We start from the raw sequence: 23,640 nt of genomic DNA on the forward strand, positions 1-23,640 counted from the left end.
TTCCATTACATCAAAGGTGCAAATAACCTTAGCACACTTTTCATGATTCGTATGCCTTTTGATTGAGAAATCGTATTCAAGTGTATCTGTTCACTTACTTTAAGCGTCTCATTTATGTCCACTCGTATTTTATCCATTACTGATCCACCATACAATATAACTGCATTTTCGAAGTGCAAATATAAACTTCGGTAATCCAAATTAATTGTTCCGACTAAGGCTACTTCATCATCTATCAATACAGTTTTGGCATGCATGAAACCCGGGGTGTACTCATATATTTTGATTCCGGACTCTATCAGCTCTGCGTAATAGGAGCGTGTCGTAACATGAACCAAGTATTTATCCCATTTCTTAGGCGTGATGATTGTCACCTCTACCCCGCTTTCGGCCGCTAGTATCAGTGCCGTTTCAAGATTCTCATCCAATATCAGGTAAGGGGTATAGATAACAACTGATTTCTGCGCTGCATGGATCAACTTAATGAAGACGTGTTCCCCATAATTCTTTTTATCAGTTGGGCTGTCAGAAAAAGGTTGAACAAATCCAGTCTGATTCATCTTAACAGCTGTCTCACTCGCGAAAACAGGCTTAAGGTCCGGGATTTCAGCATCGGTTAAATCGTCATCCATTGTCTGCCATAATTGCAGAAAAATCAGTGTCAATCCCCAGGCTCCTTTTCCTGTGAGCCTGACACCATTATCTTTCCAGTGACCAAAGCGTTCGATTTCGTTAATGTATTCATCCCCAATATTGATGCCTCCTGTAAACGCCGTGTGTCCGTCGACAGAGACGATTTTTCTGTGATCCCTGTTATTCTGAGATGATGTCAGTACTGGATGAAAGGGATTATAGATCCTGCAGCTTATGCCTTTACTTTCGATCTTCTGTTTTATATCTGAGGGAAGTGTGACAAAACTGCCGATATCATCATACATTATCCTTACATCGACGCCAGCTTCAGCCTTTTCGATCATAAGATCTAATAGACTCTGCCACATGGTCCCGTCCGCAATAATAAAGAACTCAAAAAATATGTATTTCTCCGCTCGACTGATGGCTTGCTTCAATGCTTCATAATACGCTTCTCCAACAGGGTAATACTCTGTCTCAGTTTGATTATAAAGCGGAAACCCAGCTGTCTGTGAGAGATAATGCATCAGACGGCCATGTAAAGGATAGCGCTGTTCAGCTGAAATCAAGCTCTTTTCTTCATATAAAGAATGAGGTAGGTGTAGGTCGTAAATCTGCTCTAATTTATTCTGCAGCTTTCTGGTGTGTGTCTGTCTGTTAAACATCAGATAAAACAAAGTACCGTAAACGGGAAAAATCAGGACTTGAAGAATCCAGGTGATTTTGTAAGCTTCTTTCCCTTTTTTCCAGACGACATGAAAAGCCACACCGATCGACAGCACCGTAAAGAGTGTTTCCCATAAAATCGAGTAGGCCAACGACTGATTGATGACAAATCCAAAAATAACAAATTGAATGATAATAAATAATGCCAGAATGACTCGTCTTTTAAATAAATACATCAAAGCTTTTTTAACCATTTTACACACTCCTATACTCACATTTAAGACTACCTGTTTTAAACTGATTTGTCACTACTTCATTAAGGGTTTTTGATTTATTCAGCCATTTACTTATGGTAAAGTTTTAACAAGGAACGATTCAAATAGGAAAGGAGTTTGCATATGCTTCATCAAAAGAAAAACCGTCTTCTTTTAGGTGTTTTCAGCAGTCTGTCACTCATTATGTTCTGGGGATTATTTCGGTCAATCATTCCCGTATTTCCGGAACACTCATCCTCGATGATCGTTGGTGTGCTGGCCTACCTTGCTTTGATTTTTATTGTCCTGACGTCCGAATGGAAGAATCAGGGTGTGAGTACAACGGCCGGCATGGCAGGTGTCTTACTTATTGCCATACACCTTGTCTTTGAAATGAACATGATAGCGGCTATTCGCTTTCCCGCACTGACCAATCCGTTTGGTTATGCAGCCCTGGCAGCATTTCTGATCGCCCTCATCATGAAAGGACTCAGTATGATCGACCAATGGCAGACTATCAGACAGTATGTCCACGGTGTTATGACCATCGGTGCCGGTTTTGTATACTGGCATGTAGCATCCATTGGAATAGTAACGACTACCTGGACGTTCTTCATTCCTTTTACAGCTCTGCTCATCTGGACCTTAGTCCATTTTGGAGTCGTCATCATTTTTCAGAAAAAAACAGCTGCCCTTCAACAGACTGACAGCTAACCAGTCTAAATCTTATAAAGCAGACACCTTCTTGTTTATGAAGGTGTCTTTTTTCATACCTTAAAATGACCCTTGACTACACCCATCCATTTAAGAGGACGTCCCTTAATCCTCATTGACAAATTCTCTATTCTCTTCTAAAGTTAGATAAGATAAATGAGCAAGGAGATTTTTATGCCGAAAAAATATTATGCTGTAAAAAAAGGAAGACAGCCAGGTATTTTCACCACCTGGACAGAAGCACAGAAAGTCATCTCCGGTTTTTCAAATGCTGAATTCAAGTCATTCACTAAACGCGAAGAAGCAGAGTCCTATATGACGGATACTTCCGCTCCCAAACTGGTGGAAACGGAAGAAACAGTCATTGCGTATGTGGATGGATCATTCGATAAGCGTTCACAAAAATACAGTTATGGAGTAGTTCTCATTAAAAACGGACAAATTATTGACGAACTCTCAAATTCTGGTGACGATCCTACTTATGCAGAAAGTTTTCAGATTGCGGGAGAGTGTTTTGGAGCTTTAAACGCTATCAAGTGGGCTATTAAACAAGGTTATCAGTCAGTGATTATCCACTATGATTACTTAGGTATAGAAATGTGGGCTTTAGGAAAATGGCGGGCAAACAAAACGGTCTCTAAGGACTATGTGACCTACTTTAAAAAGTACGCTAGTCAAATAGACGTTTCTTTTGTTAAAGTAAAAGCTCACTCAGGGATTGACTTCAATGAACGGGCAGATCAGCTGGCTAAAGATGCTTTAAATTAAAAAAGCCGTCCAGTATACTAGATAACTAGTGTACTGGACGGCTTTACTGCTACAACTGATCGATTTTTCTCATATCTTCTTCTGAAAGCAGGAAGTCCATACTTTCTAGGTTAGCTTTCTGGTTCTCTTCATTGTGAGATTTAGGAATCACGATAATGCCTCTTTGAGTCTGATAACGCAATAACACTTGGCTCCAGGACTTATCATATCGCTCACCGATTTCAGCCAATTGTGCCTTGTGCTTATCTGTTGTTTTCATCGGCCCCCATGCCTGTGGTCTGATATCTTCAGTAAACATGTATTTAATCCACTCATTATTCCAGTGTGTTGGATTCGATTTAATTTGATTGACAGCCGGTTTGACAGTTGCAAATTGGTCTAATCGTTTTAAATCATCTATCGAGAAGTTTGATACACCGATCGTTTTGATTTTATCTTTAGAGACATACTCTTCGAGCACTTCCCATGTTTGTTTTAATTTCTCATCATCTTCTATAGGCTTATGAATCAGATACAAGTCAATATAGTCGGTCTGTAAATGATTTAAACTGTCATCTAATGTTTTCCTGACAGCATTCTTGTCTTTAATGTACTCATCATCCGCAGGAATCTTAGTAGTGATAAAGAATTCCTCTCGTGGTATGCCACTCCTCTTGATCGTTTCCCCAACGCCAGCTTCGTTTCGGTATGAGATAGCCGTATCTATCAGACGGTAGCCTAACGTAATAGCTGATTCAAGAGCTGAGAAATCCCCATTTAACTCCCCATTGTAATCATTGTTTTCTTTCCCGTAAGTATTGGTTCCTGTTCCTAAATAAGGTATCGATATGCCGTTATTCAAACGAACTTTTTCCATAGTATCTCTCCTTCAGTTCAATCGTTAGTTACAGTTTACCTGTCTTTACAGTTCGATTTCAAGTAATTGTTTCTTTAAGGCTGTCATTTCTTCATTACTTAGTGTCACACCTTTTCCCATTTTAGAGTGATCTGGACTCCATTCTCTAATATCAAATTTAGCAGGACGTTCATTCCAGCTCACCAGATTCAATTCCTTAGTCCATCCTTTTGGAGACGTGGAGAGTACGGCTAAATGTTCAAGCACCTCATAAGACAGTTTATCCATTTTCAACACTCCTTTCAAAATAGCGGCCAACATCATCCGGATGATGTGCATCTGATCCGTACGACAGCGGGATAGTCATTTCTAAAGCTTTTTTGACCAGCTCTGCTTGTGGGTAAGTCTTCTTGTAATAAGGTTTATCCAAACCAGCAAAGTTATAATCCATACTATACCCTTCTTGCTTTATCTTCTTTAACAGACGTATCCAGTCAATCTGATTTTCTAAAAGATGAGCCTGCTCGAATTTATTGATCAATGTAATATGACCGATGGTTTTTGGGGTATACTCTCCATAGGGGTTTGACAACGCCAGATGTAATGTCTTCTCATAGATAGCTGCAATTGTTTCAAAGCCGACCTCGTTTAATTTAGTCAGGAAATAATCTTTATCATAATCAATACAAAAGTATTCATTATCAGGTAGTTTAATAAAATGGACACTGAGGATGGAGTAAGGAATCATATCCGGGTACTTTTCTAATAAGCGTTGCGTCTCGGCTTCCATGCCTTCAATGTAGTCCACCTCAAAACCCAGGTTAATTTCTATTTGCTCCTGGTACCGTTCTTTAAGCATACGGCCTTCTTGTCTATACAAGTCTATATCTTCCACAGTCATCGCACTATTTTTTTCAGGGGTAGTATCTTTAATGACAAGAGGCGCATGTTCTGTAAATGTCATCCGTTTCAATCCCTTGCTTATAGCAGATTTAACATAATTTTCCATATTATAGTCTGAACCGTGCGGACAATAGTGTGTGTGGATGTGATTGTCAGAGTGCATGTGATCCTCCTGTTAAATCAGCAAAATGAAAACAGCTTTCACAATTACTAATTTTATGTTAGTATTTTTTTAATTAACTGTATCATACAGTTATTGTAACAAAATCATACTTAAATAGAAATGAGGAAACGACTAGTGCTATTCGAACAGAATAATCACCATATATTAGACAAAAAACATAAAGAGTGGGAGTTTCTTCATCATTTTACCCACCTGGGGTATGATCTTCTTGATTTATCCATACTGGAAGAGTTCAAGTGGGATCGTTTATCTCCTGATGATTTGAAAACAATGACTAACCGATACACGTGGCAGTCTAACGATTCTCTACTCTCTCTGAGGAGTGACTGGACTGATTCGATTGTCAGATACCGCAAAAAATATAAATTACAAACATCTAAGGTAGCCTATTCTGGACCTGTCTATCCATATAATCAGGAAAAAATGCAATTTGGAGTAGAAATATTCTCAGAGTCTATTTCTAAACAACAGGACTCTATGAAAGAATTACTTGATTACATTCAAACGAGCTTGAACCAGAAATTATCGGTTGCTGTCATCAGTCATTACTCTCTGCTTAAGAAACTCTTAACCAAAGATGATCTGGAAGACCCAGATATCAAACATTTGCTGCGGGAACGAAATCTTGATGGTCTGATCCATCAACTAGGTACTGAACACCCTGTGGTTCAGCTGATGAGCCAGCCAGTACCGGACCAGCTGCACTTTGCGAAAGCTAAATTTCCCGATTTGAAAGAGTCCGTAAATGAAATCATCGAGTGGTCTGCTATTCTTGAAAAGAAAAATATCCCGACAGTATACAGCGATTTGTTTTCGCTCCCAGCCCAGTCTTATTACAAAGGAATTTTCCTTCAATTTTATACTGATCAGTTAGTCGAACCGATTGTGACGGGTGGACAGTATTCAAGCCCGACTAAAGCATTTGGAATGGCTATCAATTTGACCGACCTAACCTATTAATCAATTCTCCGGAGGAAACTGACATGTTAACCATTGCATTATCAAAAGGAAGACAACTGAAAGATTTTATAGATTTTTTAAAAAGTAAGGAGCTGCATCACTTAAGCGATGCTCTAGAATCTGTTTCCAGAGAACTAGTTGTAGAAACAGATTCCATCCGTTTTTTACTGGTGAAAGGGGAAGATGTGCCCGTATACGTTGAAGAAGGCGTTGCTGACCTTGGCATTACTGGTAGTGACGTGCTGTATGAACAAAAAAGGCACATCAACAACCTGATGGATCTGCCATTTGGTTACTGCCACTTTGCACTGGCAGCCAAACAACCACAGGAGACCTACCCTGTAGTGGCTACTAAATACGTTCAATTTACCCAAGATTATTTTGATTCAATCATGCAGCCAGTCAAAATCATCTATTTAAAAGGGTCTGTTGAATTGGCAGCAACCATAGATATGGCGGACGCCATTATGGACATTGTTCAGACAGGTACCACACTAAGAGAAAACGGACTTGAAGAACAAGTACAGCTTAACAAAATCAATGCCCGTCTCATTGCAAATAAGCATGCTTTCTTTTCTAAAAATAATGAAATTCAATCGATTATTAATCAATTTAAAAAAGCAGGTGCATAAATGTATACAACTCAATCATTCAAAACTAAATTTGAGACTATTAACAGTGTCGACTGGACTAAAACTACTGCTGTAATGGAAATTGTCCAAGCCGTTCAAAAGGATAAGGATCGTGCGCTTAGACATTACAGTGAACAGTTCGATCATGTCGAACTGAATGAGCTGGAAATAAATCAGTCCGTTATTGAATCTGCTGCTGAGAATCTCAATAAAGATTTATTAGAAGCAATGAAGGCTGCACACGAAAATATAAAGAACTATCAGCAATCAATTAAACTGTCTGACAGTCAGGGTGAAGAGTTATTTCAAAAAGTGCACCCGTTAAACCGTGTTGGGATCTATGTTCCCGGTGGCACTGCTCCTCTTCTCTCAACCGTCTTAATGACCGCCGTACTGGCTAAAGTTGCAGGTGTCAAGGAAATTATCGTCACAACGCCACCTCAAGAAAACGGCGTTCACCCGGCGATCCTGGCGGCTTGCCATATTGCCGGGGTTGACCATGTTTATCAGGTAGGTGGTGCTCAGGCGATTGCAGCTCTAGCATATGGCACAGAGACGATTCCTAAAGTCGACAAGATAGTTGGCCCTGGCAATCAGTATGTCGCTCTTGCTAAAAAGCTGGTATATGGAGATGTCGGTATTGATTCAATAGCCGGTCCCAGCGAAATTGTAATTGCAGTGGATGAATCGACCAATGCTAAATGGGCAGCGTTTGATATCCTTGCACAGGCAGAGCATGACGTTGAAGCCCGTACTTTTCTGGTGAGCTCAAATGAGTCCAAGCTTCAGGAGATTTATGGAGCTGTTCAAAAAGAACTGAAAAAACAACCTCGCTCAGCTATTATCCAGGAAAGCCTGGCGAATCATCATTATAATATTTTAACCAAATCAACAGACGAAACAATCGACGTTATTAATCTGATTGCTGGAGAGCATGTATCAATTCAAACGAAAGATGCCAATGATTATATTGAGCGGATCACAACAGCAGGTGCCTTGTTTATCGGCGGATTTTCTCCAGAGGCCATTGGCGATTATGTTGCAGGTCCAAGCCATGTGCTGCCTACAGGCGGAACAGCCCGTTTTAGTAATGGGCTGACCGTAAATGACTTCTTGAGAACAAATTCAGTGATATCGCTGAAAAAAGAGACCTTTATGCAAATGGCTCCAAGTGGCATGCGCATGGCTAAAGAAGAAGCGTTGTCCGCACATTATGATTCACTGGCAAGCCGATGGGAGGATTCAAAATGATTAGAATCGATAAAAACGAAAGTCCATACAGAGCATTAACAGAAGACGAAATAGCTAAATTGGCTGTCGACACTCATTTCAATCAATATGCTGAAGATGAGTATCTGGAACTTCAGAAAAGTTATGCAAAATACAATAACCTTGACCCCGAACTGATATCATTCGCTAATGGTTCTGATGAGTGGATTCAGAAAGCAATGATTGTGTTAGGCGACGGACCTGCTTTAGTATTAGACCCTGATTTTGTCATGTATGAGGAATACGCCAAGCAATTCAACCGTCCTTTGACTAAGCTGAACTGTCTCGAAGACTGGACTTTTGATTATGAAGAAGTCTATAAAAAAATAATAGAATTGCGCCCTTCCGTTTTTATTTTTTCTCAGCCGAATAATCCTTTCGGAACTCTTCACCCTTCAGAATTCATACAAGCTGCAGCTGAACTGATGAAAAAAGTTAACGGGTATTTTATAATTGATGAAGCATATGGGGAATTTATTGAAGATGAAGTGACCTATCCTGAAGGAGATCATGTTATCCGTCTCCGTACATTAAGTAAAGTTTATGGACTGGCCGGTTTACGTGTAGGAGTAGCAACGTCTACAGAGAAAACAATGGCACTTTTGAATTCCATCGCTCATCCTTACCCGCTCAATACCTTCTCTTTGAATGTTGCTAATTATCTATTGAATCAGACAGAACGACTGGATCAGTTTATCGAGCTCAACCGAGTGTTATCAAAAAAACTGTTCAAAATATTTAAAGAAGAAGTTGGAGATGTCATCAGTATCCTGGACAGCTCAACTAACTTTGTATTTACGTATGGCGATAAAGCTGCTGAATTAGGTGCATATGTAGTTGAGAGGGGATTCTTGCCTAGAATGTATCCTGAATCTGAAAACCCTGCATTGAGAGCAGCAGTCAGATATTCCATTGCTACAGATGACCAGTTGAATGAACTGAAAGCTATTTTAAAAGATTGGAGACAGACTCAATGACCATCAAAAAAGAACGCAAAACTAAAGAGACCTCTATCGAACTAAGCATCAGCAAAGGGTTAACGGATTCACATATCGATACTGGTGTAGGTTTTTTAAATCATATGCTGGACTTGTTTGCGTTTCATGGTCATTATGTCATTGACTTGAAGGTTGATGGGGATGTTGACGTCGACGATCATCACACAACTGAGGATGTGGGGATTCTGATCGGTCAGGCAATTGCTGAACTGATGAATGATAAAAAGTCTATCGAGCGATATGGAACTGCTTATGTTCCAATGGATGAAACCCTGTCCAGATCTGTTATTGATATCAGTGGTCGACCTTACCTTTACTTTGAGCCTGAATTTTCAAGCCAGAAGGTCGGATCCTTTGATGTACAACTAGTGAAAGAATTCTTTTATGCCTTAACGATCAATGCTCGTTTAACAGCACATATCGATCTCATCCGAGGTGGAAATACGCACCATGAAATCGAATCGATTTTTAAATCTTACGCTCAGGCACTTCGTAAAGCGTCGAGTGATTCTTCGATTTCCAGGCTTCCATCTTCTAAAGGAGTGATCGAAGCATGATTGCCATTGTGGACTACGGATTAGGGAACATAGCTAATTTATCAAATGCCTTACACTTTCTAGGCTATGAGGTCCTCGTCACAAATAAAATCAGTGACCTGGAGGCAGCGGATCAGATTATTTTGCCAGGTGTCGGTCACTTTAAAGATGCCATGGCCCATTTAAATGATCTAAAACTGGTTCCCGAACTGGTCAAACTAAAAGAGACAAAACCGTTTATTGGCATTTGTCTGGGTATGCAATTACTGTTCGAACACAGTGAAGAGGGCGATGTCGACGGACTGAACTTTTTGCCAGGTCAAGTAAAAAAAATGACGTGCCAGCTACCTGTGCCCCATCTTGGTTGGAACAAATTGAATGCCTCCCTTCCTTCCTTAGAAGAGGACGTTTATTTTATCCATTCTTACAAAGTGCAAACAGATGAAAATGTAGTTGCTAAAGCCAACTACGAAGAGGATGTGGTTGCCATCGTTCAGAAAGATAATATAATCGGTATTCAGTTCCACCCTGAAAAGAGCGGAGACAAAGGACTTCAAATACTAAATCAAGCATTAAAAGGCGGTTTTAATCAATGATAGAATTATGGCCTGCAATCGATCTGATCAACAATCAAAGCGTGCGGTTAACTGAAGGCGATTATGACACTAAAGAACTGATGCCCCGCACTCCACAAGAAGCAATTGTCTTCTACAATCAATTTGAGCAAGTTAAACGTATCCATATTGTCGACTTAATGGGGGCACTGCATCAGAAACCTGCTGAAGAAGCGTTTATCAAAGAACTAATTCAAGTGAGTGAGCATCCAATCGAGATTGGGGGGGGCATTCGCTCTAAAGATACTATTGATTATTATATCGAAAGCGGAGCCTCTTATGTTATCGTTGGAACGCGTGGTCTTCAGGACTTCAACTGGCTGACTAAGATGACACTGCTCTATCCTGGTAAAATTTACCTTGGTCTGGATGCAAAAAAAGATCAGGTTGCAGTTAACGGCTGGACAGAATCAGTTGGTCGAACGATTTTTGATGTCGCCGAGGAAACAGCTTCTCTTGCACTTGGGGGCATAATCTATACTGATATATCCAAAGACGGTAAAATGCAGGGGCCGAATTTCGAACTGACTAAAGAGCTCGTCTCCTCTACCCCTCATCCTGTTACAGCTTCCGGAGGCATTCGCAGTTTAGATGATATGAAACAGCTTGAAGAAGCTGGCGTTTCTGCTGCAATCGTCGGAAAAGCCGCAAATACAGACGCATTTTGGGAGGGCATCAAGTAAATGATAAAAAAACGAATCATTCCCTGCCTCGATGTAAAAAATGGCGTAGTGGTCAAAGGAATCCAGTTTAAAGGTCTGCGTGAAATCGGAGACCCGGTCGATCTGGCCAAGAGATATAATCTGCTGGGAGCAGATGAGCTGGTATTTCTTGATATTTCTGCAACTCAAACGGGCAATGCATTGATGCTTGATGTCATCAGGAAGACTGCTAAAGAATTATTTATCCCGATGACCATTGGCGGCGGTCTGAAATCCATCGAAGATATTTCCGCAGTGCTCAATGCCGGAGCTGACAAGGTCAGTTTAAACTCTGCTGCACTGAACAATCCGCAATTAATTAATGAAACAAGTGAGAAATTTGGAACACAATGTATTTGTATCGCCATTGACGCAAAGTGGGAAGAAACTGAACAGGACTGGTTCTGTTACACTCATGGCGGAAAAGAACGAACAAACATCCGCACGCTTGACTGGATAAAAGAAGTCGAAGAACGGGGAGCTGGAGAACTCCTGGTCACCAGCATGGATTATGATGGCATGCAGAACGGATTCGATCATCGTTTACTGTCAAAAATCCAAAAAGAAGTCTCTATTCCTGTTATCGCATCAGGTGGAGCCGGTAGTGCTGACGATTTTGTTTCTTTATTCCTGGAAACAGATGTTTCGGCTGGCTTGGCTGCCTCAATTTTCCATGACGAAGATGTTACGATACAAGAAGTAAAAGATTTATGCGATTCGAAAGGAGTACCGATGCGACATGTCTGATTATAGTTTATTAAAACCTGATTTTTCTAAAGGTCTTCTCCCAGTTATCCTGCAGCATTATACGAGTAAAGATGTCCGCATGATGGGTTATATGAATGAAGAGGCCTTTGAACTGACTAAAAAAGAAGGCGTTGTCTGGTTCTTCTCCCGTTCAAAAGACCGTTTATGGAAAAAAGGAGAATCGAGCGGAAACGTTCAGTATGTGAAAGACATGCATCTGGACTGTGATCAGGATGCTTTGCTGATTATGATCGACCCGGTTGGCCCTACTTGCCACACTGGTGCGGACAGCTGCTTTAATCTTGCCCCTTCTTTCACTTTAAAAGATATTGAATCCACGATTTCTGATCGGGCAACATCTTCTGAGGAAAAGTCTTATACTAACTATCTCTTGAAAGAAGGCATCGATAAAATAGCCAAAAAATTCGGTGAAGAAGCATTTGAGATTGTGATAGGGGCTAAAAATAAAGATAAGACTGAGATAAAAAACGAAGCTGCCGATGTGTTGTATCATCTAGGTGTCTTGCTCTACAATTCTGGCGTATCTGTTGCTGAAGTAGAAGCTGTACTAGCTTCTCGTCATGAAAGTAAGAACAATTTCAAAGGAGAACGACAAACGATACAGGATTGGTAATGCTTTCTGACAGTTAACATCTGATCTAACTGAATAACTTCAATAAACCCAAACGCTTTAGGAACTCTATCAGACTTCCCACTTGCCGTTTGGGTTTTACTCTTTTCCTGTTAGAGTCCATTGTCAGTGTAGTCAGGTCAGGTCTTTGAAATCTACCTTCTTTTCAGATGCTTTCGGTCCCCCATTTTTTAATTTATAAGGACCCTAAAAAATAAGTAATAGCTAAATTCGTGCCATCAGATATTGAAAACAGCTGGACAATTATATACTATTAATAACATTATGACTGACTTGTGGAGGATTACAGAATGCCTAATCAGATAGATAAAGTTAAATTGGCTGAACGAGGAGCTAAAGTCAGTATCAGTATTTATATCATACTTGCGCTGACAAAAGTTATATTGGGTTATGACTTTCGTTCATCTTCCCTACTCGCTGACGGCTTTAACAACTTAACTGACGTTGTATCTTCCGTTACAATACTGATTGGTCTGAAGACTGCCAGAAAGCCAGCTGACCATAATCACCCATATGGACACTGGAAAGCAGAACCAATTGCCAGTTTGATTACCTCCTTCCTCATGCTGTTTGTCGGGTTTCAGGTTTTAGAAAGCAGTATCTCTCGTATGCTGACAGGGGAAATCACCCCGCCAAATGAATTGGCTGCTATTGTTTCTTTGATCAGTGCCGTTATATTATTTAGTTTATACCGCTATAATTTGGCATTAGCCAAGCGAGCCAACAGTGCCGGGTTGAGGGCGGTTTCCAAGGACAACCTGGCGGATAGTCTAACCAGTCTTGTAACGTCTGTTGCTATCATTGGAGCTTCTTTTGGATGGATATGGCTTGACCGCATAATGGCTGTCATAGTCTCTCTCATTATTATCAAAACTGGGATTGATGTTTTTAAAGAAAGTGTCTTCTCATTATCAGACGGATTTAAAGATAATCACCTCGCTGAATACAAGACTGAGATTATGCTTTTGCCGGAAGTAAAAGATGTCGCGTCAATTAAGGCGCGGATGTATGGGGCTAATACTTATGTGGACGTGACAATATTAGTTGACGGGGATATGACTGTTCAGGAAGGCCATGACGTGACTGAACTGATCGAAGAAGCACTGTATGAAAAGCATGATGTCATGCACACTGATGTTCATGTTGAACCTGATAATTTGAACGACCAGTTTAATCGGGATCAGATGTAATTGTTCATTAAAAAAATGACATGAGCCAGTAACAAACTGGCTCATGTCATTTTTTTCTTTTGTCTAACCGGTCGCAATTACTTTGAAATTCTGATTCACTGTGGCTTTTACAGGTGAATGAAGACTAAAATAATCCCCCATCAGCTCATTCATCGGTATCGTGACTTCGCGAATGATTTTGGATGCATCGAACATATCATAGTCTCCTCCTCCTACTGCACGGTACTGATTAATAACGATTTCCAGACTGTCATCAGGCTGCACGGGTTCATTCTTATAATCCAATTGGACAATCCGTTTACCCATTGGCCTGGTCACATCGATTGTGTAGTCAATACCTTCATACATATCGTAGTTATACATTTGCGGCTTTGGATTTACAAACTGAGGATTCACGATTATAGCTCCTGAATCATCCAATTCAAAATAAGTGGCTGAGCGCTCCAGTGCCGCCTTTAAATCTGCCCCGCTGACCTTGAGTACCGCGAGTGTGTTAGGGTAAATATAATTCAACACAACATCACGCATCGTCACTTTTTCTCCAAATCCTTTTGCCTGATTATTGAATAAGGCTGTTCCAGATATATCACACTCCGCGTAATGCATTTGAACATTGTGGACAAATTCGACATACGGGTGTTCCACTCGTCTAGCCTGTTCGACATCATCGATTCTCATGTTTCCTTGAACTTCACCGATAGGACTATCAAGCCACTCTTCCACTTCATCATTGACCTGTTTGAATTCTTCAGTTAATTTCTGATGTACAGGTACACCTTCCGTCGACAGAACTTCCGGTATTGAATCAATTACCTTGAACTTGCCATTCACTTTCTCTACTTCAAGTGTCACCTTTCCTAAGTACGTTCCTTTATCTCCAGGCATGACAACAGCTGTCTGATTAATTTTTTCAGCAATGACCCTATGCTGGTGCCCTGTCAGTAAGACATCGATTCCTTCTACTTCATGCAACAGAGCGTATCCTTCATTTTCTCCAGTTTGAATCTCAGTTTCTTTTCCTGAAATCAAGTCTTTTTCAAATCCTCCGTGATAGCTGACCACCACAACATCCGCTTGTTCTCTAAGAATAGGCACATACTCATGTGCACTTTCAACCGCTGATTTGAACTGTAATCCTTCAATATTCTCTGGGTGTTCCCAGTTGGGAATATAAGGCGTTGTCAGACCAAGTACAGCGATTTTGACACCCTCTTTTTCAAACAGTTTATATGCCTGCCCAAAGGCCGGTTTGCCTTCTTTGTTTACTATATTGGCACACAAGATAGGATAATCGGCTCCTTTGACTGCAGAGTTAAGGTAGTCCATTCCATAATTGAATTCATGGTTCCCAAGAACTCCAGCATCGAACTGACATCTGTTGACGGCATCCATGACGACAGTTGCCTCTTTTTTTTCTTTAACGATGTAATGCGTTAAGGGTGATCCTTGAATGATATCCCCATTTTCAATAGTCAGACTGGGGCCTTCCAGACTGGCTCTTTCATTCTCCAGTAAAGTGGCGATTTTAAACAGTCCAAATTCAGCTTCATGTTGGCGTGTCTGGTAATCGGTGGGAAACAGATACCCGTGTATATCACTTGTTTCAAATAACGTGATGTTCATCTAATTGTCCTCTCATCATTTAGTTTAATTGCGGTTCCTTAACTCAATCAGCAACTCAGGATTGTCCGTCATAATCCCATGTGCACCCAGATCCATGAGTTCCAGCATCGTTTCCTCATCATTGATGGTCCAGTAATAGACTGCCATTCCTCTATTCTCTGCTCCTCTGATCAATTTCCAGTCAGCGAGATTAAAGCCTTCCTGCTCTGTCGGCAGTTGAAACGCATCTGCTGTCGGCTGATAGAGAGCATTCAGGAATGCTTTATGAAGGGTGACAAACTGTCTCGTTTCCTGCTCACCAGCCCCTATCGCCACAGTCCCACCTGATACTTCATTGAACCTTAAATTGATTTCATGATCAAAGCTGGCGATCAGCACAGTATCGTGCATATCGTATGCCTCAATCAGGCGCCACATCTCCTGAATCATTGCTTCATATTGATCAGAATCGTTAGTGGCTTTCAACTCGATCAGTTGTCTTTTCGAGCCGAATTCCTGAAAAACTTCCTCGACTGTCGGAATATATACACCCTTCCCTCTATAGCTGTTTTCGCCCTGTTCATTTTCAAAATGATAAGCGGCATCCAGCGCCTGAACAGCCTCTAAAGTCAGGTCGTTTACCCTTCCGGAGCCATTTGTCGTTCGATCCACAGTCTCATCATGTATCACTACTAATTCACCGTCAGCTGTGATGAAAACATCGTACTCTAAAATATCCACCCCTATAGTCTGTGAGTGTCTAAAAGCCTCCAGAGTGTTTTCCGGAGCATGATCCAGTCCCCCTCTGTGTGCGATGACTAGTGTTTCATCACTCTTTTGAAGGAAGTCCTGCTCTCCTTCTGAAGTCAGAGGAAATAAGAATAACAAAAACCACACAACTAAAAGTAAACCAAGGACCATACCCAAAATTTTCAGCACTTTTTTCATATTATGCCTCCTCGTATACTCAGCCGATAATCAGCGCAACCACTGCAAATGATACAACTACAACTAAACTAGACAGTACCATCGCATGCACAAATGGCTTCCACCCTGTCTTGACAAATAGTTTGATATCTGTTTTCAACCCAATTGCCGCAAGTGCCACGACCATCAGAAATCGGCTGACTGATCTTAATGATTCTGAAAAATCAGCCGGGAACAAGCCAGCAGTGTTTAAGCCAGCCATCAGTACAAATAGAATAATGAACCAGGGAACAAGTCCCTTAACAGATACTTTTTCTTTCCGTCTGTTCGGTTCTTTCAATTGTTTATTATAATAAATAATAGAAAAAATAATGACTGTTGGAATAATAGCCAGTGTCCGAGTAAGTTTGACCATAGTAGCAATCTCGCCGGCACGTTCAGAGAATGCAAAACTGGCAGCCACTACACTCGAAGTATCATTGATAGAGGTCCCAGACCAGTAACCAAAAAACTGATCACTTAAAAACAAGAGTCGTCCCACTATCGGATAGGCAATGACCATCAGCATATCAAAAACGAATGTGGCTGATATGGCATAGGACACATCTCCATCTTCTGCCTCTATGACAGGAGCCATAGCTGCTATGGCAGAGCCTCCACAAATCGCAGTTCCCGCAGCGATCATGTTACTTAATTTCCAGTTGACCTTGAACAGCTTCCCTAAAATAAAGCCTCCACCAAAAGCTGTCAGCAATGTAAAAATCAACACAAAAACGGTTCTGCTCCCAACTTGCAGGATGATGGAAAAGTTTAATGAAGCCCCTAATAATATAATGGCAAATTTGAGTACTTTTTTAGAGGTGAACTTTATCCCCTCTTGAAAAAGAGTCTCATTGTAATATACAGCTCTTATCGCTATCCCAATAAACATAGCCAATACTGCTGATCCTATGTAATGTCCCGGTAACTGGGACTCAATCAGTACAGCTAAAAGTGCTATACCCGTTGCTAGCAGGACCCCGGGTAAACTTGTTAAAGCTTTTTTCATTTAACCAATCCTTTCTTTTTCTAACAGAACAATTATAACATTAATTAAGTCCAAGTCATGACGTAATCAGTATTAGACAGCAAAAAAAGACCTGAAATAAAGAAGAGTGATGACTCAGATCACCTTTTTATTTCAAGCCTTCTTAATTGTTACTATTTTGCCTTTTTTATATTACTGAATCCAACAATTGATGAAGCGAGTACATGAAAGACGATTCCCATGGCACATACAATAGTCAATAAAAAGAGCTGGTTTTCGTTTTCAACGATAATACCTGAAAATGCCCAGACAAACACGAGCGGGTAAATCCAGTCCATGTGTGCCAGCGCTACAAACACAGCTATTATTGTCGCGATTACGAGTAAAATCAAGGTCCACTGGTATTCATCCAGTCCGATTAGTTCCTCGATGCCCTGATCTTTTACCCAATCAACTATATTCACAATCGTAGCGACAGTACCCCACCCGAAATAAACTGAAAAAGGGACACGATCAAACCTTCCGGTTGACATTTTTGTCAGTTTTTTATAAATCACAACAAGAGTAATCAGGAGACCTATTATGACTATCACAGAAGCTAATATCCACCTCTGAGTAAACACAACAATCCATAAGGCATTCAGGATGAAATTAGCGACGGGCCAGTAATGAAGCTCTTCGTAAACCTGACTTCTATTGTTGTTAAGTAAGAACAGCCGGATGATCCATATAGCCAGAAGGACATAAATCAGTCCCCAGATCGAAAACACATAACCTGCCGGTTGAATGATGGCCTGATTTTCATCAGCGACCGTCCCGACATCAGTTCCAATTGCTCCGACCAGATAATTCATCCCGATCATAAATATAAAAGCTATACTGTAAAGCAATCCAAATCTTTTCTTTATTGACATTTTATTCACTCCTCAATTGTTATAAATCAAAGTAATAGGATTCCAGTAAATAGGTGCTATTCTGTTTTACTGCCAATCTTTTTAAGAACCGTTTGGCTTTAGGCAACGACTCTACAGACAGCTCGACCTCTTTTTTGTACTTCTCATATGCTTTTTTTTCTTTGATATCTGCTTCATTTGAAACATATCCCCAGACATGATCTAAACTGTTAAGCGCATCCTTTGATGAAGGAACAGTTTCCAGCGCTTCTTCGATCAGTTCGTAAAAAGAGACTACAGGATATGCGTTTTTGTCTTTAAGAAGCTCTCTGATCAGTTGATAATGCGGCTGGGATTTTTCCAGTATGGCATATTTATACCGAGCCCATTCTTTTTCCAGATTTTTAATGCCTTCCTTATCTGAAGTGGCAAGGATACACTTGACTGCCGACAAATTTTTATCCTTTACTTCCAGCATTATGTCCACATTTAGTGGTTCTACAGATTGATAATACCTTAAAAATTCTTTGATTCTAACAGTGTAAGAATGTGCTCCTTCTCTGGCACCATACTGCTGCTGGGAATAATGGACTTTAGCTTTTCCATCCTGGTCTTTCCAGGTTGCTTTAGCTTTTTCTATCCAATAAGCACCTGAACGATCAAGCTTACCTCCATTGATATAATGATGAAGATTATCATACACAACCGGCGCTCCCGTTTGATCGCTGATTTTAAGCACATCCTCTATTGTAAACAAACGGTCGTCATTTTCGATGATCAGGCGATCCTTGACAGCATCTTCTAATCTCGCATACACTTCAATAAACCGGTCGAAGGCAGATTCTTTGTCGCCATAAACACCACCAATGTGAAGAATGATTTTATGTTCAGGTCCAACACCCAGATTATCTATAAACTGGGTATGATATTTTAAATCATCCATAGCCCGTGATACAACATCTGGATTGGGTGAATTCAAGACAGTATACTGACCGGGATGCATCGATACTCTTATCTGATTGCGCCGTATTTTGCTCCCAATACGTTCAAAGCAGGTTTTAAAAAGTTCTGACCAGTTTAAATCATTTACTTCAAAATCAGATCCAAACGGAATAATATCCGAACTCATCCTAAATAATTTTATCCCTTGCTGCTGATTGTAATCAATCATGTCTTCCAATACGGCAAGATTATGTTCAATCAACTGGGCCAGATTTTCTTTAGTTGCATTCTGTTTTCGACAGGTTTTGTACCTCAAATCATTGACTCCTCTGGTTAAACAGGCATAGCCTATACTCATAAAATCCCCCTTACTTGTGTTAGTTAGTCCTAGTTTATCACTCATTTAACCTTATCTCTAATATTGTGAATTCTGTTTTCAGATTAGTCATCTGATGCATATCATTAGGTATTTTGTATTTTTATTTGCTATACTCAGCTTATCAAAACAAAAGGAGTTGGAAATAATGTTGTGGACAATAATAGGACTATTAATTTTATTCTGGATTTTAGGACTTGTATTTGAAGTTGCAGGTGGACTAGTTCATATTTTACTTGTAATTGCTTTGATCGTATTCATCTTTAATATGATTACTGGTAGAAAAGGAAGGTAATTCAGTACTTACTTAATCCTGAATAAAAACGGTTTTCTGATGATTTTCATCAGAAAACCGTTTTTTTGTTTATAAACAATAAGGGTATCATACCTTTTGTGTTAAAATATAGAAATAAACAATTGGAGGTTTTGAAATGACATGTCCCTCATGCTCTGTAAGTAAACAGCGCGTCACCCTGGAAATCCCTGATCAGTTAAAAGTGATGATTCTTGATCACTTCGATCAGAGAGAGTATCCTTATACATTTGTAAACAATCATATATTGACTACTGAACAGGCTACTTCTGATTTAACTGATTTTCTTGAAGCGATGACCTTGTCAGAAAATGTCTATTACAAGATTCAAAACCAGGAATGGTTGCCCATATTAGAGTTCAAACATTATACAACATCCTCCTGGGTTGATAAAATTATTAGAGAACAATACATATCCATGCACTTTCAGCCTATCATCACGCCCAGCGGTCACATATTTGGGTATGAAATGCTGGCTCGCTTTAAAGATGAAAACGGGGATACTGTCTATCCAAACGTCCTATTCCCTGCCGCAAAAATCAGAGGGCGTACATTCGCTCTGGACCGTCTATGTCGAATACAGGGTGTCAGACAGATCACACGATTACACTCAGATCAGAAAGCTTTCATTAATTTTATTCCCACAGCGATTTATAACCCGGAGTACTGTTTAAAGACAACTACTGCTGTCGCTAAGCAACTGGAAATAAAAAGTGACCGCTTTGTATTTGAAGTTGTTGAAACAGAGAAGATAGATGATACTGATCATTTGAAATCAATTCTGCTCTATTATCAGACTAATGGTTTCAGTTATGCTCTTGACGATGTTGGTGCAGGGTACAACACCATAGATTTGCTTTCTGACCTGAAACCGCCTTATGTCAAACTGGATATGCAGTTTGTTCAAGGCGTCCATTCGTCAGAAGAAAAACAGGCTGTCGTTAAAGAATTTTTAAAAAAGGCAAATGAATACGGTGCTATCACTTTAGCCGAAGGAATTGAGGATATTCAAGATTTTATCTGGCTTAAATCCAAGGGATGTCAACTGTTTCAAGGGTACCTGTTTGGAAAACCCAAGCCAGATCCTCTGAGTGAACTGTCAATTGACTTAACGCGATATTAAGGATTTAGTACGATTAAGATAAGAGAGTTTAGCGTAAGAACTGTTTTAATAACAGGTATCTCTATTACTGGAAAATAAATGATTGCTGAGCAGCTCCATAAGCTTGGCTATTGCGCTATTTACCTAGATTTAGGTAAATAGTCAGAACGGATCGGAGACGTCCTTAAAAGGGCCGTTTCCTCCTTTAAATTCAGGACAACACTGGGCATGAGTGATTGACTCTCTAGTCATTTACCTGACCATTCTGCTGAACTAGATTCTTATTAGCCATTACACTCAATCACAGATGAATTAAAACAGCTAAAAGCCTGATATATTTCAGTCTTTTAGCTGTTTATTTGTTTTGCTGTTCTTTGGGTACGCTATTAGAACAGTAGAATAAATATAGTTGCTCCGATAGTCAGGAGTGCAGAAAAGGGAACTGTCACTCTAAAAATCGTTCGTCTGGTTTTGTGTCTGAACACATTCATTCCGATCCAAGCCCCTACCCCTCCAAATACTATAGCAGATAACAATAATCGTTTTTCTGAAAGTCTATACTGTTTTTTTATCGCTCGCTGTTTATCCACGTAAAACAAAATCAAACTGTGCAGATTAATTAAGACTAACACTCCAGCGATCACCAGTTGCATTTTTGGTATCATCTTTATTCTCCCTTCTATTCGGTCATATGACCTATTTTCCCCATTTAACAATAGATTCTTTCAATAAGTATAGCATGGTCAGTACAGAAATGATCGATCGTCTTTTAAAGAACCCGTCTATAAATGATCCCCTATCACTCTCCCCTACTTGTACATATGCTTAACCTGAACAGAAGATGTGTTAAATAGATCGTTTCCTAAGTAAAAAAACCTGAGCCAAAAACAGATCGAATCGACCCATTTACCCAGCTCAGGCATTTACCGCTTATTCCGTTTTCAACTGATCACTCTTCAGAAGATTCTTCAATATTTAAGCGAGAGTTTGTTTCTTCAAGAGACCGTCTCAGGCGATTCTGATAGGTTTCATTGAATTCACCACTGTCAAGTGCAGATTCGACGGGAAGGATACGGTATGTATACTCACTGTCTCCTTCATACATATGACGATAAACCCATGTAGGAGTGTAATCCACACCTTGAATCGTTGTTTCGCCTGTTTGTTCGTTTTTCTGAACATCGACATTGAAAATGACACCATCTTCTGTTGCTGCACGCTCTTCTCCCAACGTTTCCGTTCTCTGATTAGAAACAAAATTACCCAATGAATAGGCCACGACTGATTCATTGCCATCTACTTCAAGAAATTCTGCTCCTTGAATTACATGCGGGTGGCTGCCGAAAATAATATCGACTCCCTCACGTGTCAGGAATTCTGCGTAATTCGTCTGAAATTCATTGGGCTCTCTCTGATACTCATCACCCCAGTGCATAAATGAGATGATTAGATCTGGCTCGGAAGCTTTTGCTTCTTCGATATCAGATACTATTCGCTCTTCACTGATAAGATTGATTTGAGCATTCACCTGCTCAGGCGAAAATGCCGCATCAACACCATTCAAGTGTTCTGTATAAGCTAAGATAGCGACCTTAATGCCCTGAACATCTTTTATCAAGACACGTGAATCCGGTTCGCTGGCGTATGTTCCAACTGGATCCAATCCTTTTTCTTCAATAACTTCGACCGTCCTGTTAACACCATCAAACCCTGTATCCAGACTATGATTATTTGTCGTGATGATTGTATCAAATCCAGCCTGATCCAGTGCATCAACAATGCTGTCTGGGGTATTGAACATCGGGTAACCTGAATAAGGCAGTCGTGAGCCGGCTAATGTCGTTTCAAGATTGGCGATAGCCAGATCAGCTTCTGAAATATAAGGCGTTACATCTTCAAACACAGAAGTAAAGTCATATGTGTCCGTTTCTGGAACATACGCGCTGTTGACCTGGGACAAGTGTCCCATAACATCTCCTACTGCAGAGATTCTGATATCAATAAACGTCTCTTCTTCTATCTCTTCAGCAGTATCGTCAACTTCCTCATTATTTTCCTCTATTTCACTGTTATCTGATTCTTCAGACTCAGACTCTTCTACAGTCTGAGTCTCTCCATTCGAATCGGCTGCTTCATCATTTCCCTGTGCTAAGTTGATTGCAAATGCAGTTGCTCCAATCAATATAATTGAAAAAAGAATGATTAAGCCTATTAATTTAAACGGCTTCTTTTTATTCTGTCTATTCGTTGATCTCAATATCTATCCCACTTTCAATTAAGTATTCTTCATATGTCAGGCCACTTTCAAATACATCAGTAGCTACTTCTTGTCCAAGATAGCGAAGGTGCCAAGGTTCATACTGGTATCCAGTAATGTCTTCTTTTCCCTGTGGATATCTGATGATATAGCCAAATTCATGACTGTTTTCTTCTACCCATATCCCCTCCGGAGTATCACCGAATGCTTCAGTCAGCTGATAACTGACGCTTTCGCTAGTCACGTCCATACCCAATCCCGTCTGATGCTCACTATGGCCTGGTTGCGCGCTGTACCGATTAGCAGCTTCTTCACCATGATTTGACACATAGCTGTTATAGAGCTGAACTTGGGTCTGATAAGATCTGTAGCCTGACCTGGCGTGGAGAAAAATCCCCTCTTCTTCAGCCGCATCGAACATATCTTTTAATGCCTCCGCTGCTTCAGTTCTCAATTGTCTGATCTCAGGATTATCAAGGACTGTTGGCACTTCTACGGTCACTAAATCTGCTGGTTCATAATCTTCAGGCAGTGCATACTGTTTATTGACTAGGACTTTCAGACTGTCAGGATCCATCAAATCATCCTCAAAATTTAATGGACTGTCCTCTTCTTCATCAGCTGAAGAATCCTGGGCAGATTGGCTTCCGGTTTCTCCTTCATCATCTGTTTCTTCCTGGTCTTGTGATTCCTCAGGATTCTCGCCTTGAGACTCGTCAGTTCCAGTCGTACCTTCAATCTCCGTTTCCTCTACTTCACTTGGTCCTGTCTCTTCCCCGTTACCACTAGCACATCCTGCAAGAACAATAAGACTGGTGAAAAGACTGATTGACTGTGTCATGCGTTTAACTATCAATGAGTAAACTCCTTTTGTTTCATTAGATTTAATTTAATTAATTACAACAGTTATAGATTAACATAGTTTGTTTGCTGATACTATAAAAG

26 protein-coding genes are annotated in these 23,640 nt (G+C 40.3%); 14 read left to right on the forward strand and 12 right to left on the reverse strand.

Annotated features, from left to right (window positions below):
- Positions 1–5: 5 nt before the first annotated feature.
- Positions 6–1,553 carry a cardiolipin synthase gene (gene cls, locus CLV38_RS05270; protein ID WP_106192474.1) on the reverse strand — a complete coding sequence of 516 codons (1,548 nt, stop codon included), beginning with the start codon at positions 1,551–1,553 and terminating at the stop codon, positions 6–8.
- Between the two features lie 144 nt (positions 1,554–1,697).
- On the opposite strand from cls, the gene CLV38_RS05275 reads away from it, so the two are divergent.
- A complete protein-coding gene (locus CLV38_RS05275; protein WP_106192476.1) occupies positions 1,698–2,267 on the forward strand; it encodes a hypothetical protein in 570 nt (189 codons plus the stop codon).
- Between the two features lie 174 nt (positions 2,268–2,441).
- Positions 2,442–3,035, forward strand: coding sequence for a ribonuclease H1 domain-containing protein (locus CLV38_RS05280; protein ID WP_106192478.1), 594 nt, complete (start codon positions 2,442–2,444; stop codon positions 3,033–3,035).
- A gap of 49 nt (positions 3,036–3,084) precedes the next feature.
- On the opposite strand, the gene CLV38_RS05285 is transcribed toward CLV38_RS05280, so the two are convergent.
- From CLV38_RS05285 to hisJ, 3 genes are read right to left on the reverse strand one after another with little or no spacing between them, the layout of a single operon-like run.
- Positions 3,085–3,891: an aldo/keto reductase gene (locus CLV38_RS05285; RefSeq protein WP_106192482.1), complete on the reverse strand. Its 807-nt coding sequence runs from the start codon at positions 3,889–3,891 to the stop codon at positions 3,085–3,087.
- A 45-nt stretch (positions 3,892–3,936) separates the two neighbouring features.
- Complete coding sequence (locus CLV38_RS05290; RefSeq protein WP_106192484.1) at positions 3,937–4,158, reverse strand: YdbC family protein; 222 nt, start codon at positions 4,156–4,158, stop codon at positions 3,937–3,939.
- Positions 4,151–4,936: a histidinol-phosphatase HisJ gene (gene hisJ, locus CLV38_RS05295; RefSeq protein ID WP_106192486.1), complete on the reverse strand. Its 786-nt coding sequence runs from the start codon at positions 4,934–4,936 to the stop codon at positions 4,151–4,153. Before hisJ ends, CLV38_RS05290 begins: the two co-directional genes overlap by 8 nt.
- Before the next feature lie 135 nt (positions 4,937–5,071).
- On the opposite strand from hisJ, the gene CLV38_RS05300 reads away from it, so the two are divergent.
- The 10 genes from CLV38_RS05300 to CLV38_RS05345 all read left to right on the forward strand — a co-directional run bounded on the left by CLV38_RS05300 (position 5,072) and on the right by CLV38_RS05345 (position 13,256).
- Positions 5,072–5,917 (forward strand): ATP phosphoribosyltransferase regulatory subunit, encoded by an 846-nt coding sequence (locus CLV38_RS05300; RefSeq protein ID WP_170068819.1) that lies wholly within the window; start codon positions 5,072–5,074, stop codon positions 5,915–5,917.
- A gap of 23 nt (positions 5,918–5,940) precedes the next feature.
- Positions 5,941–6,549 (forward strand): ATP phosphoribosyltransferase, encoded by a 609-nt coding sequence (gene hisG / locus CLV38_RS05305; RefSeq protein ID WP_106192490.1) that lies wholly within the window; start codon positions 5,941–5,943, stop codon positions 6,547–6,549.
- Positions 6,550–7,800 carry a histidinol dehydrogenase gene (gene hisD / locus CLV38_RS05310; protein ID WP_106192492.1) on the forward strand — a complete coding sequence of 417 codons (1,251 nt, stop codon included), beginning with the start codon at positions 6,550–6,552 and terminating at the stop codon, positions 7,798–7,800.
- Positions 7,797–8,795: a pyridoxal phosphate-dependent aminotransferase gene (locus CLV38_RS05315; RefSeq protein ID WP_170068820.1), complete on the forward strand. Its 999-nt coding sequence runs from the start codon at positions 7,797–7,799 to the stop codon at positions 8,793–8,795. The genes hisD and CLV38_RS05315 overlap by 4 nt, the downstream gene beginning before the upstream one ends.
- On the forward strand, positions 8,792–9,373 hold the full coding sequence (gene hisB, locus CLV38_RS05320; protein ID WP_106192497.1) for an imidazoleglycerol-phosphate dehydratase HisB: 582 nt from the start codon (positions 8,792–8,794) through the stop codon (positions 9,371–9,373). The genes CLV38_RS05315 and hisB overlap by 4 nt, the downstream gene beginning before the upstream one ends.
- Entirely contained in the window at positions 9,370–9,948 is a 579-nt protein-coding gene (hisH, locus tag CLV38_RS05325; protein ID WP_106192499.1) for an imidazole glycerol phosphate synthase subunit HisH, read from the forward strand. Before hisB ends, hisH begins: the two co-directional genes overlap by 4 nt.
- A complete protein-coding gene (hisA, locus tag CLV38_RS05330; RefSeq protein ID WP_106192501.1) occupies positions 9,945–10,649 on the forward strand; it encodes a 1-(5-phosphoribosyl)-5-((5-phosphoribosylamino)methylideneamino)imidazole-4-carboxamide isomerase in 705 nt (234 codons plus the stop codon). The genes hisH and hisA overlap by 4 nt, the downstream gene beginning before the upstream one ends.
- Entirely contained in the window at positions 10,650–11,414 is a 765-nt protein-coding gene (gene hisF / locus CLV38_RS05335; protein WP_106192503.1) for an imidazole glycerol phosphate synthase subunit HisF, read from the forward strand.
- Positions 11,407–12,048, forward strand: a complete 642-nt coding sequence (gene hisIE / locus CLV38_RS05340) for a bifunctional phosphoribosyl-AMP cyclohydrolase/phosphoribosyl-ATP diphosphatase HisIE (RefSeq protein WP_106192505.1) — start codon at positions 11,407–11,409, stop codon at positions 12,046–12,048. Before hisF ends, hisIE begins: the two co-directional genes overlap by 8 nt.
- A 308-nt stretch (positions 12,049–12,356) precedes the next feature.
- Positions 12,357–13,256 (forward strand): cation diffusion facilitator family transporter, encoded by a 900-nt coding sequence (locus CLV38_RS05345; protein WP_106192507.1) that lies wholly within the window; start codon positions 12,357–12,359, stop codon positions 13,254–13,256.
- 63 nt (positions 13,257–13,319) lie between these two features.
- On the opposite strand, the gene CLV38_RS05350 is transcribed toward CLV38_RS05345, so the two are convergent.
- The 5 genes from CLV38_RS05350 to uvsE form a co-directional block, all read right to left on the reverse strand.
- The gene (locus tag CLV38_RS05350; protein WP_106192509.1) at positions 13,320–14,879 is read right to left on the reverse strand and encodes a bifunctional metallophosphatase/5'-nucleotidase; all 1,560 of its coding nucleotides are present in this window, start codon (positions 14,877–14,879) and stop codon (positions 13,320–13,322) included.
- Positions 14,880–14,903: 24 nt separating this feature from the next.
- A complete protein-coding gene (locus tag CLV38_RS05355; RefSeq protein ID WP_106192511.1) occupies positions 14,904–15,806 on the reverse strand; it encodes a glycerophosphodiester phosphodiesterase family protein in 903 nt (300 codons plus the stop codon).
- Positions 15,807–15,825: 19 nt separating this feature from the next.
- Positions 15,826–16,833, reverse strand: a complete 1,008-nt coding sequence (locus CLV38_RS05360; RefSeq protein WP_106192513.1) for a YeiH family protein — start codon at positions 16,831–16,833, stop codon at positions 15,826–15,828.
- 152 nt (positions 16,834–16,985) lie between these two features.
- Positions 16,986–17,726 (reverse strand): DUF4149 domain-containing protein, encoded by a 741-nt coding sequence (locus tag CLV38_RS05365; protein ID WP_106192516.1) that lies wholly within the window; start codon positions 17,724–17,726, stop codon positions 16,986–16,988.
- A gap of 19 nt (positions 17,727–17,745) precedes the next feature.
- The gene (uvsE, locus tag CLV38_RS05370; protein WP_106192518.1) at positions 17,746–19,005 is read right to left on the reverse strand and encodes a UV DNA damage repair endonuclease UvsE; all 1,260 of its coding nucleotides are present in this window, start codon (positions 19,003–19,005) and stop codon (positions 17,746–17,748) included.
- A gap of 166 nt (positions 19,006–19,171) precedes the next feature.
- Here uvsE and CLV38_RS05375 point away from each other — a divergent pair, with 166 nt between their 5' ends.
- Positions 19,172–19,318: a lmo0937 family membrane protein gene (locus CLV38_RS05375; RefSeq protein ID WP_106192520.1), complete on the forward strand. Its 147-nt coding sequence runs from the start codon at positions 19,172–19,174 to the stop codon at positions 19,316–19,318.
- Positions 19,319–19,454: 136 nt separating this feature from the next.
- Entirely contained in the window at positions 19,455–20,459 is a 1,005-nt protein-coding gene (locus tag CLV38_RS05380) for an EAL domain-containing protein (protein WP_106192523.1), read from the forward strand.
- A gap of 365 nt (positions 20,460–20,824) precedes the next feature.
- Here the strand turns inward: CLV38_RS05380 and CLV38_RS05385 are convergent, their stop codons facing one another.
- The 3 genes from CLV38_RS05385 to CLV38_RS05395 all read right to left on the reverse strand — a co-directional run bounded on the left by CLV38_RS05385 (position 20,825) and on the right by CLV38_RS05395 (position 23,551).
- Entirely contained in the window at positions 20,825–21,103 is a 279-nt protein-coding gene (locus CLV38_RS05385) for a DUF1294 domain-containing protein (protein ID WP_211295425.1), read from the reverse strand.
- A 284-nt stretch (positions 21,104–21,387) separates the two neighbouring features.
- Positions 21,388–22,695 carry a CapA family protein gene (locus CLV38_RS05390; RefSeq protein ID WP_106192525.1) on the reverse strand — a complete coding sequence of 436 codons (1,308 nt, stop codon included), beginning with the start codon at positions 22,693–22,695 and terminating at the stop codon, positions 21,388–21,390.
- Complete coding sequence (locus tag CLV38_RS05395) at positions 22,679–23,551, reverse strand: M15 family metallopeptidase (protein WP_245920548.1); 873 nt, start codon at positions 23,549–23,551, stop codon at positions 22,679–22,681. Before CLV38_RS05395 ends, CLV38_RS05390 begins: the two co-directional genes overlap by 17 nt.
- Positions 23,552–23,640: the final 89 nt, after the last annotated feature.

The organism is Alkalibacterium olivapovliticus (assembly GCF_003003275.1).
Classification (GTDB): Bacteria; Bacillota; Bacilli; order Lactobacillales; family Carnobacteriaceae_A; genus Alkalibacterium; species Alkalibacterium olivapovliticum.

Coding starts and splice junctions, on each gene's coding strand:
- hisF (WP_106192503.1), top strand. CDS start 10,650: ATGATAAAAAAACGAATCATTCCCTGCCTCGATGTAAAAAATGGCGTA.
- hisA (WP_106192501.1), top strand. CDS start 9,945: ATGATAGAATTATGGCCTGCAATCGATCTGATCAACAATCAAAGCGTG.
- hisG (WP_106192490.1), top strand. CDS start 5,941: ATGTTAACCATTGCATTATCAAAAGGAAGACAACTGAAAGATTTTATA.
- CLV38_RS05380 (WP_106192523.1), top strand. CDS start 19,455: ATGACATGTCCCTCATGCTCTGTAAGTAAACAGCGCGTCACCCTGGAA.
- CLV38_RS05315 (WP_170068820.1), top strand. CDS start 7,797: ATGATTAGAATCGATAAAAACGAAAGTCCATACAGAGCATTAACAGAA.
- hisH (WP_106192499.1), top strand. CDS start 9,370: ATGATTGCCATTGTGGACTACGGATTAGGGAACATAGCTAATTTATCA.
- uvsE (WP_106192518.1), bottom strand. CDS start 19,005: ATGAGTATAGGCTATGCCTGTTTAACCAGAGGAGTCAATGATTTGAGG.
- hisIE (WP_106192505.1), top strand. CDS start 11,407: ATGTCTGATTATAGTTTATTAAAACCTGATTTTTCTAAAGGTCTTCTC.
- hisJ (WP_106192486.1), bottom strand. CDS start 4,936: ATGCACTCTGACAATCACATCCACACACACTATTGTCCGCACGGTTCA.
- CLV38_RS05345 (WP_106192507.1), top strand. CDS start 12,357: ATGCCTAATCAGATAGATAAAGTTAAATTGGCTGAACGAGGAGCTAAA.
- CLV38_RS05350 (WP_106192509.1), bottom strand. CDS start 14,879: ATGAACATCACGTTATTTGAAACAAGTGATATACACGGGTATCTGTTT.
- CLV38_RS05285 (WP_106192482.1), bottom strand. CDS start 3,891: ATGGAAAAAGTTCGTTTGAATAACGGCATATCGATACCTTATTTAGGA.
- CLV38_RS05355 (WP_106192511.1), bottom strand. CDS start 15,806: ATGAAAAAAGTGCTGAAAATTTTGGGTATGGTCCTTGGTTTACTTTTA.
- CLV38_RS05385 (WP_211295425.1), bottom strand. CDS start 21,103: ATGATACCAAAAATGCAACTGGTGATCGCTGGAGTGTTAGTCTTAATT.
- CLV38_RS05360 (WP_106192513.1), bottom strand. CDS start 16,833: ATGAAAAAAGCTTTAACAAGTTTACCCGGGGTCCTGCTAGCAACGGGT.
- CLV38_RS05375 (WP_106192520.1), top strand. CDS start 19,172: ATGTTGTGGACAATAATAGGACTATTAATTTTATTCTGGATTTTAGGA.
- hisB (WP_106192497.1), top strand. CDS start 8,792: ATGACCATCAAAAAAGAACGCAAAACTAAAGAGACCTCTATCGAACTA.
- CLV38_RS05365 (WP_106192516.1), bottom strand. CDS start 17,726: ATGTCAATAAAGAAAAGATTTGGATTGCTTTACAGTATAGCTTTTATA.
- CLV38_RS05280 (WP_106192478.1), top strand. CDS start 2,442: ATGCCGAAAAAATATTATGCTGTAAAAAAAGGAAGACAGCCAGGTATT.
- CLV38_RS05275 (WP_106192476.1), top strand. CDS start 1,698: ATGCTTCATCAAAAGAAAAACCGTCTTCTTTTAGGTGTTTTCAGCAGT.
- cls (WP_106192474.1), bottom strand. CDS start 1,553: ATGGTTAAAAAAGCTTTGATGTATTTATTTAAAAGACGAGTCATTCTG.
- hisD (WP_106192492.1), top strand. CDS start 6,550: ATGTATACAACTCAATCATTCAAAACTAAATTTGAGACTATTAACAGT.
- CLV38_RS05290 (WP_106192484.1), bottom strand. CDS start 4,158: ATGGATAAACTGTCTTATGAGGTGCTTGAACATTTAGCCGTACTCTCC.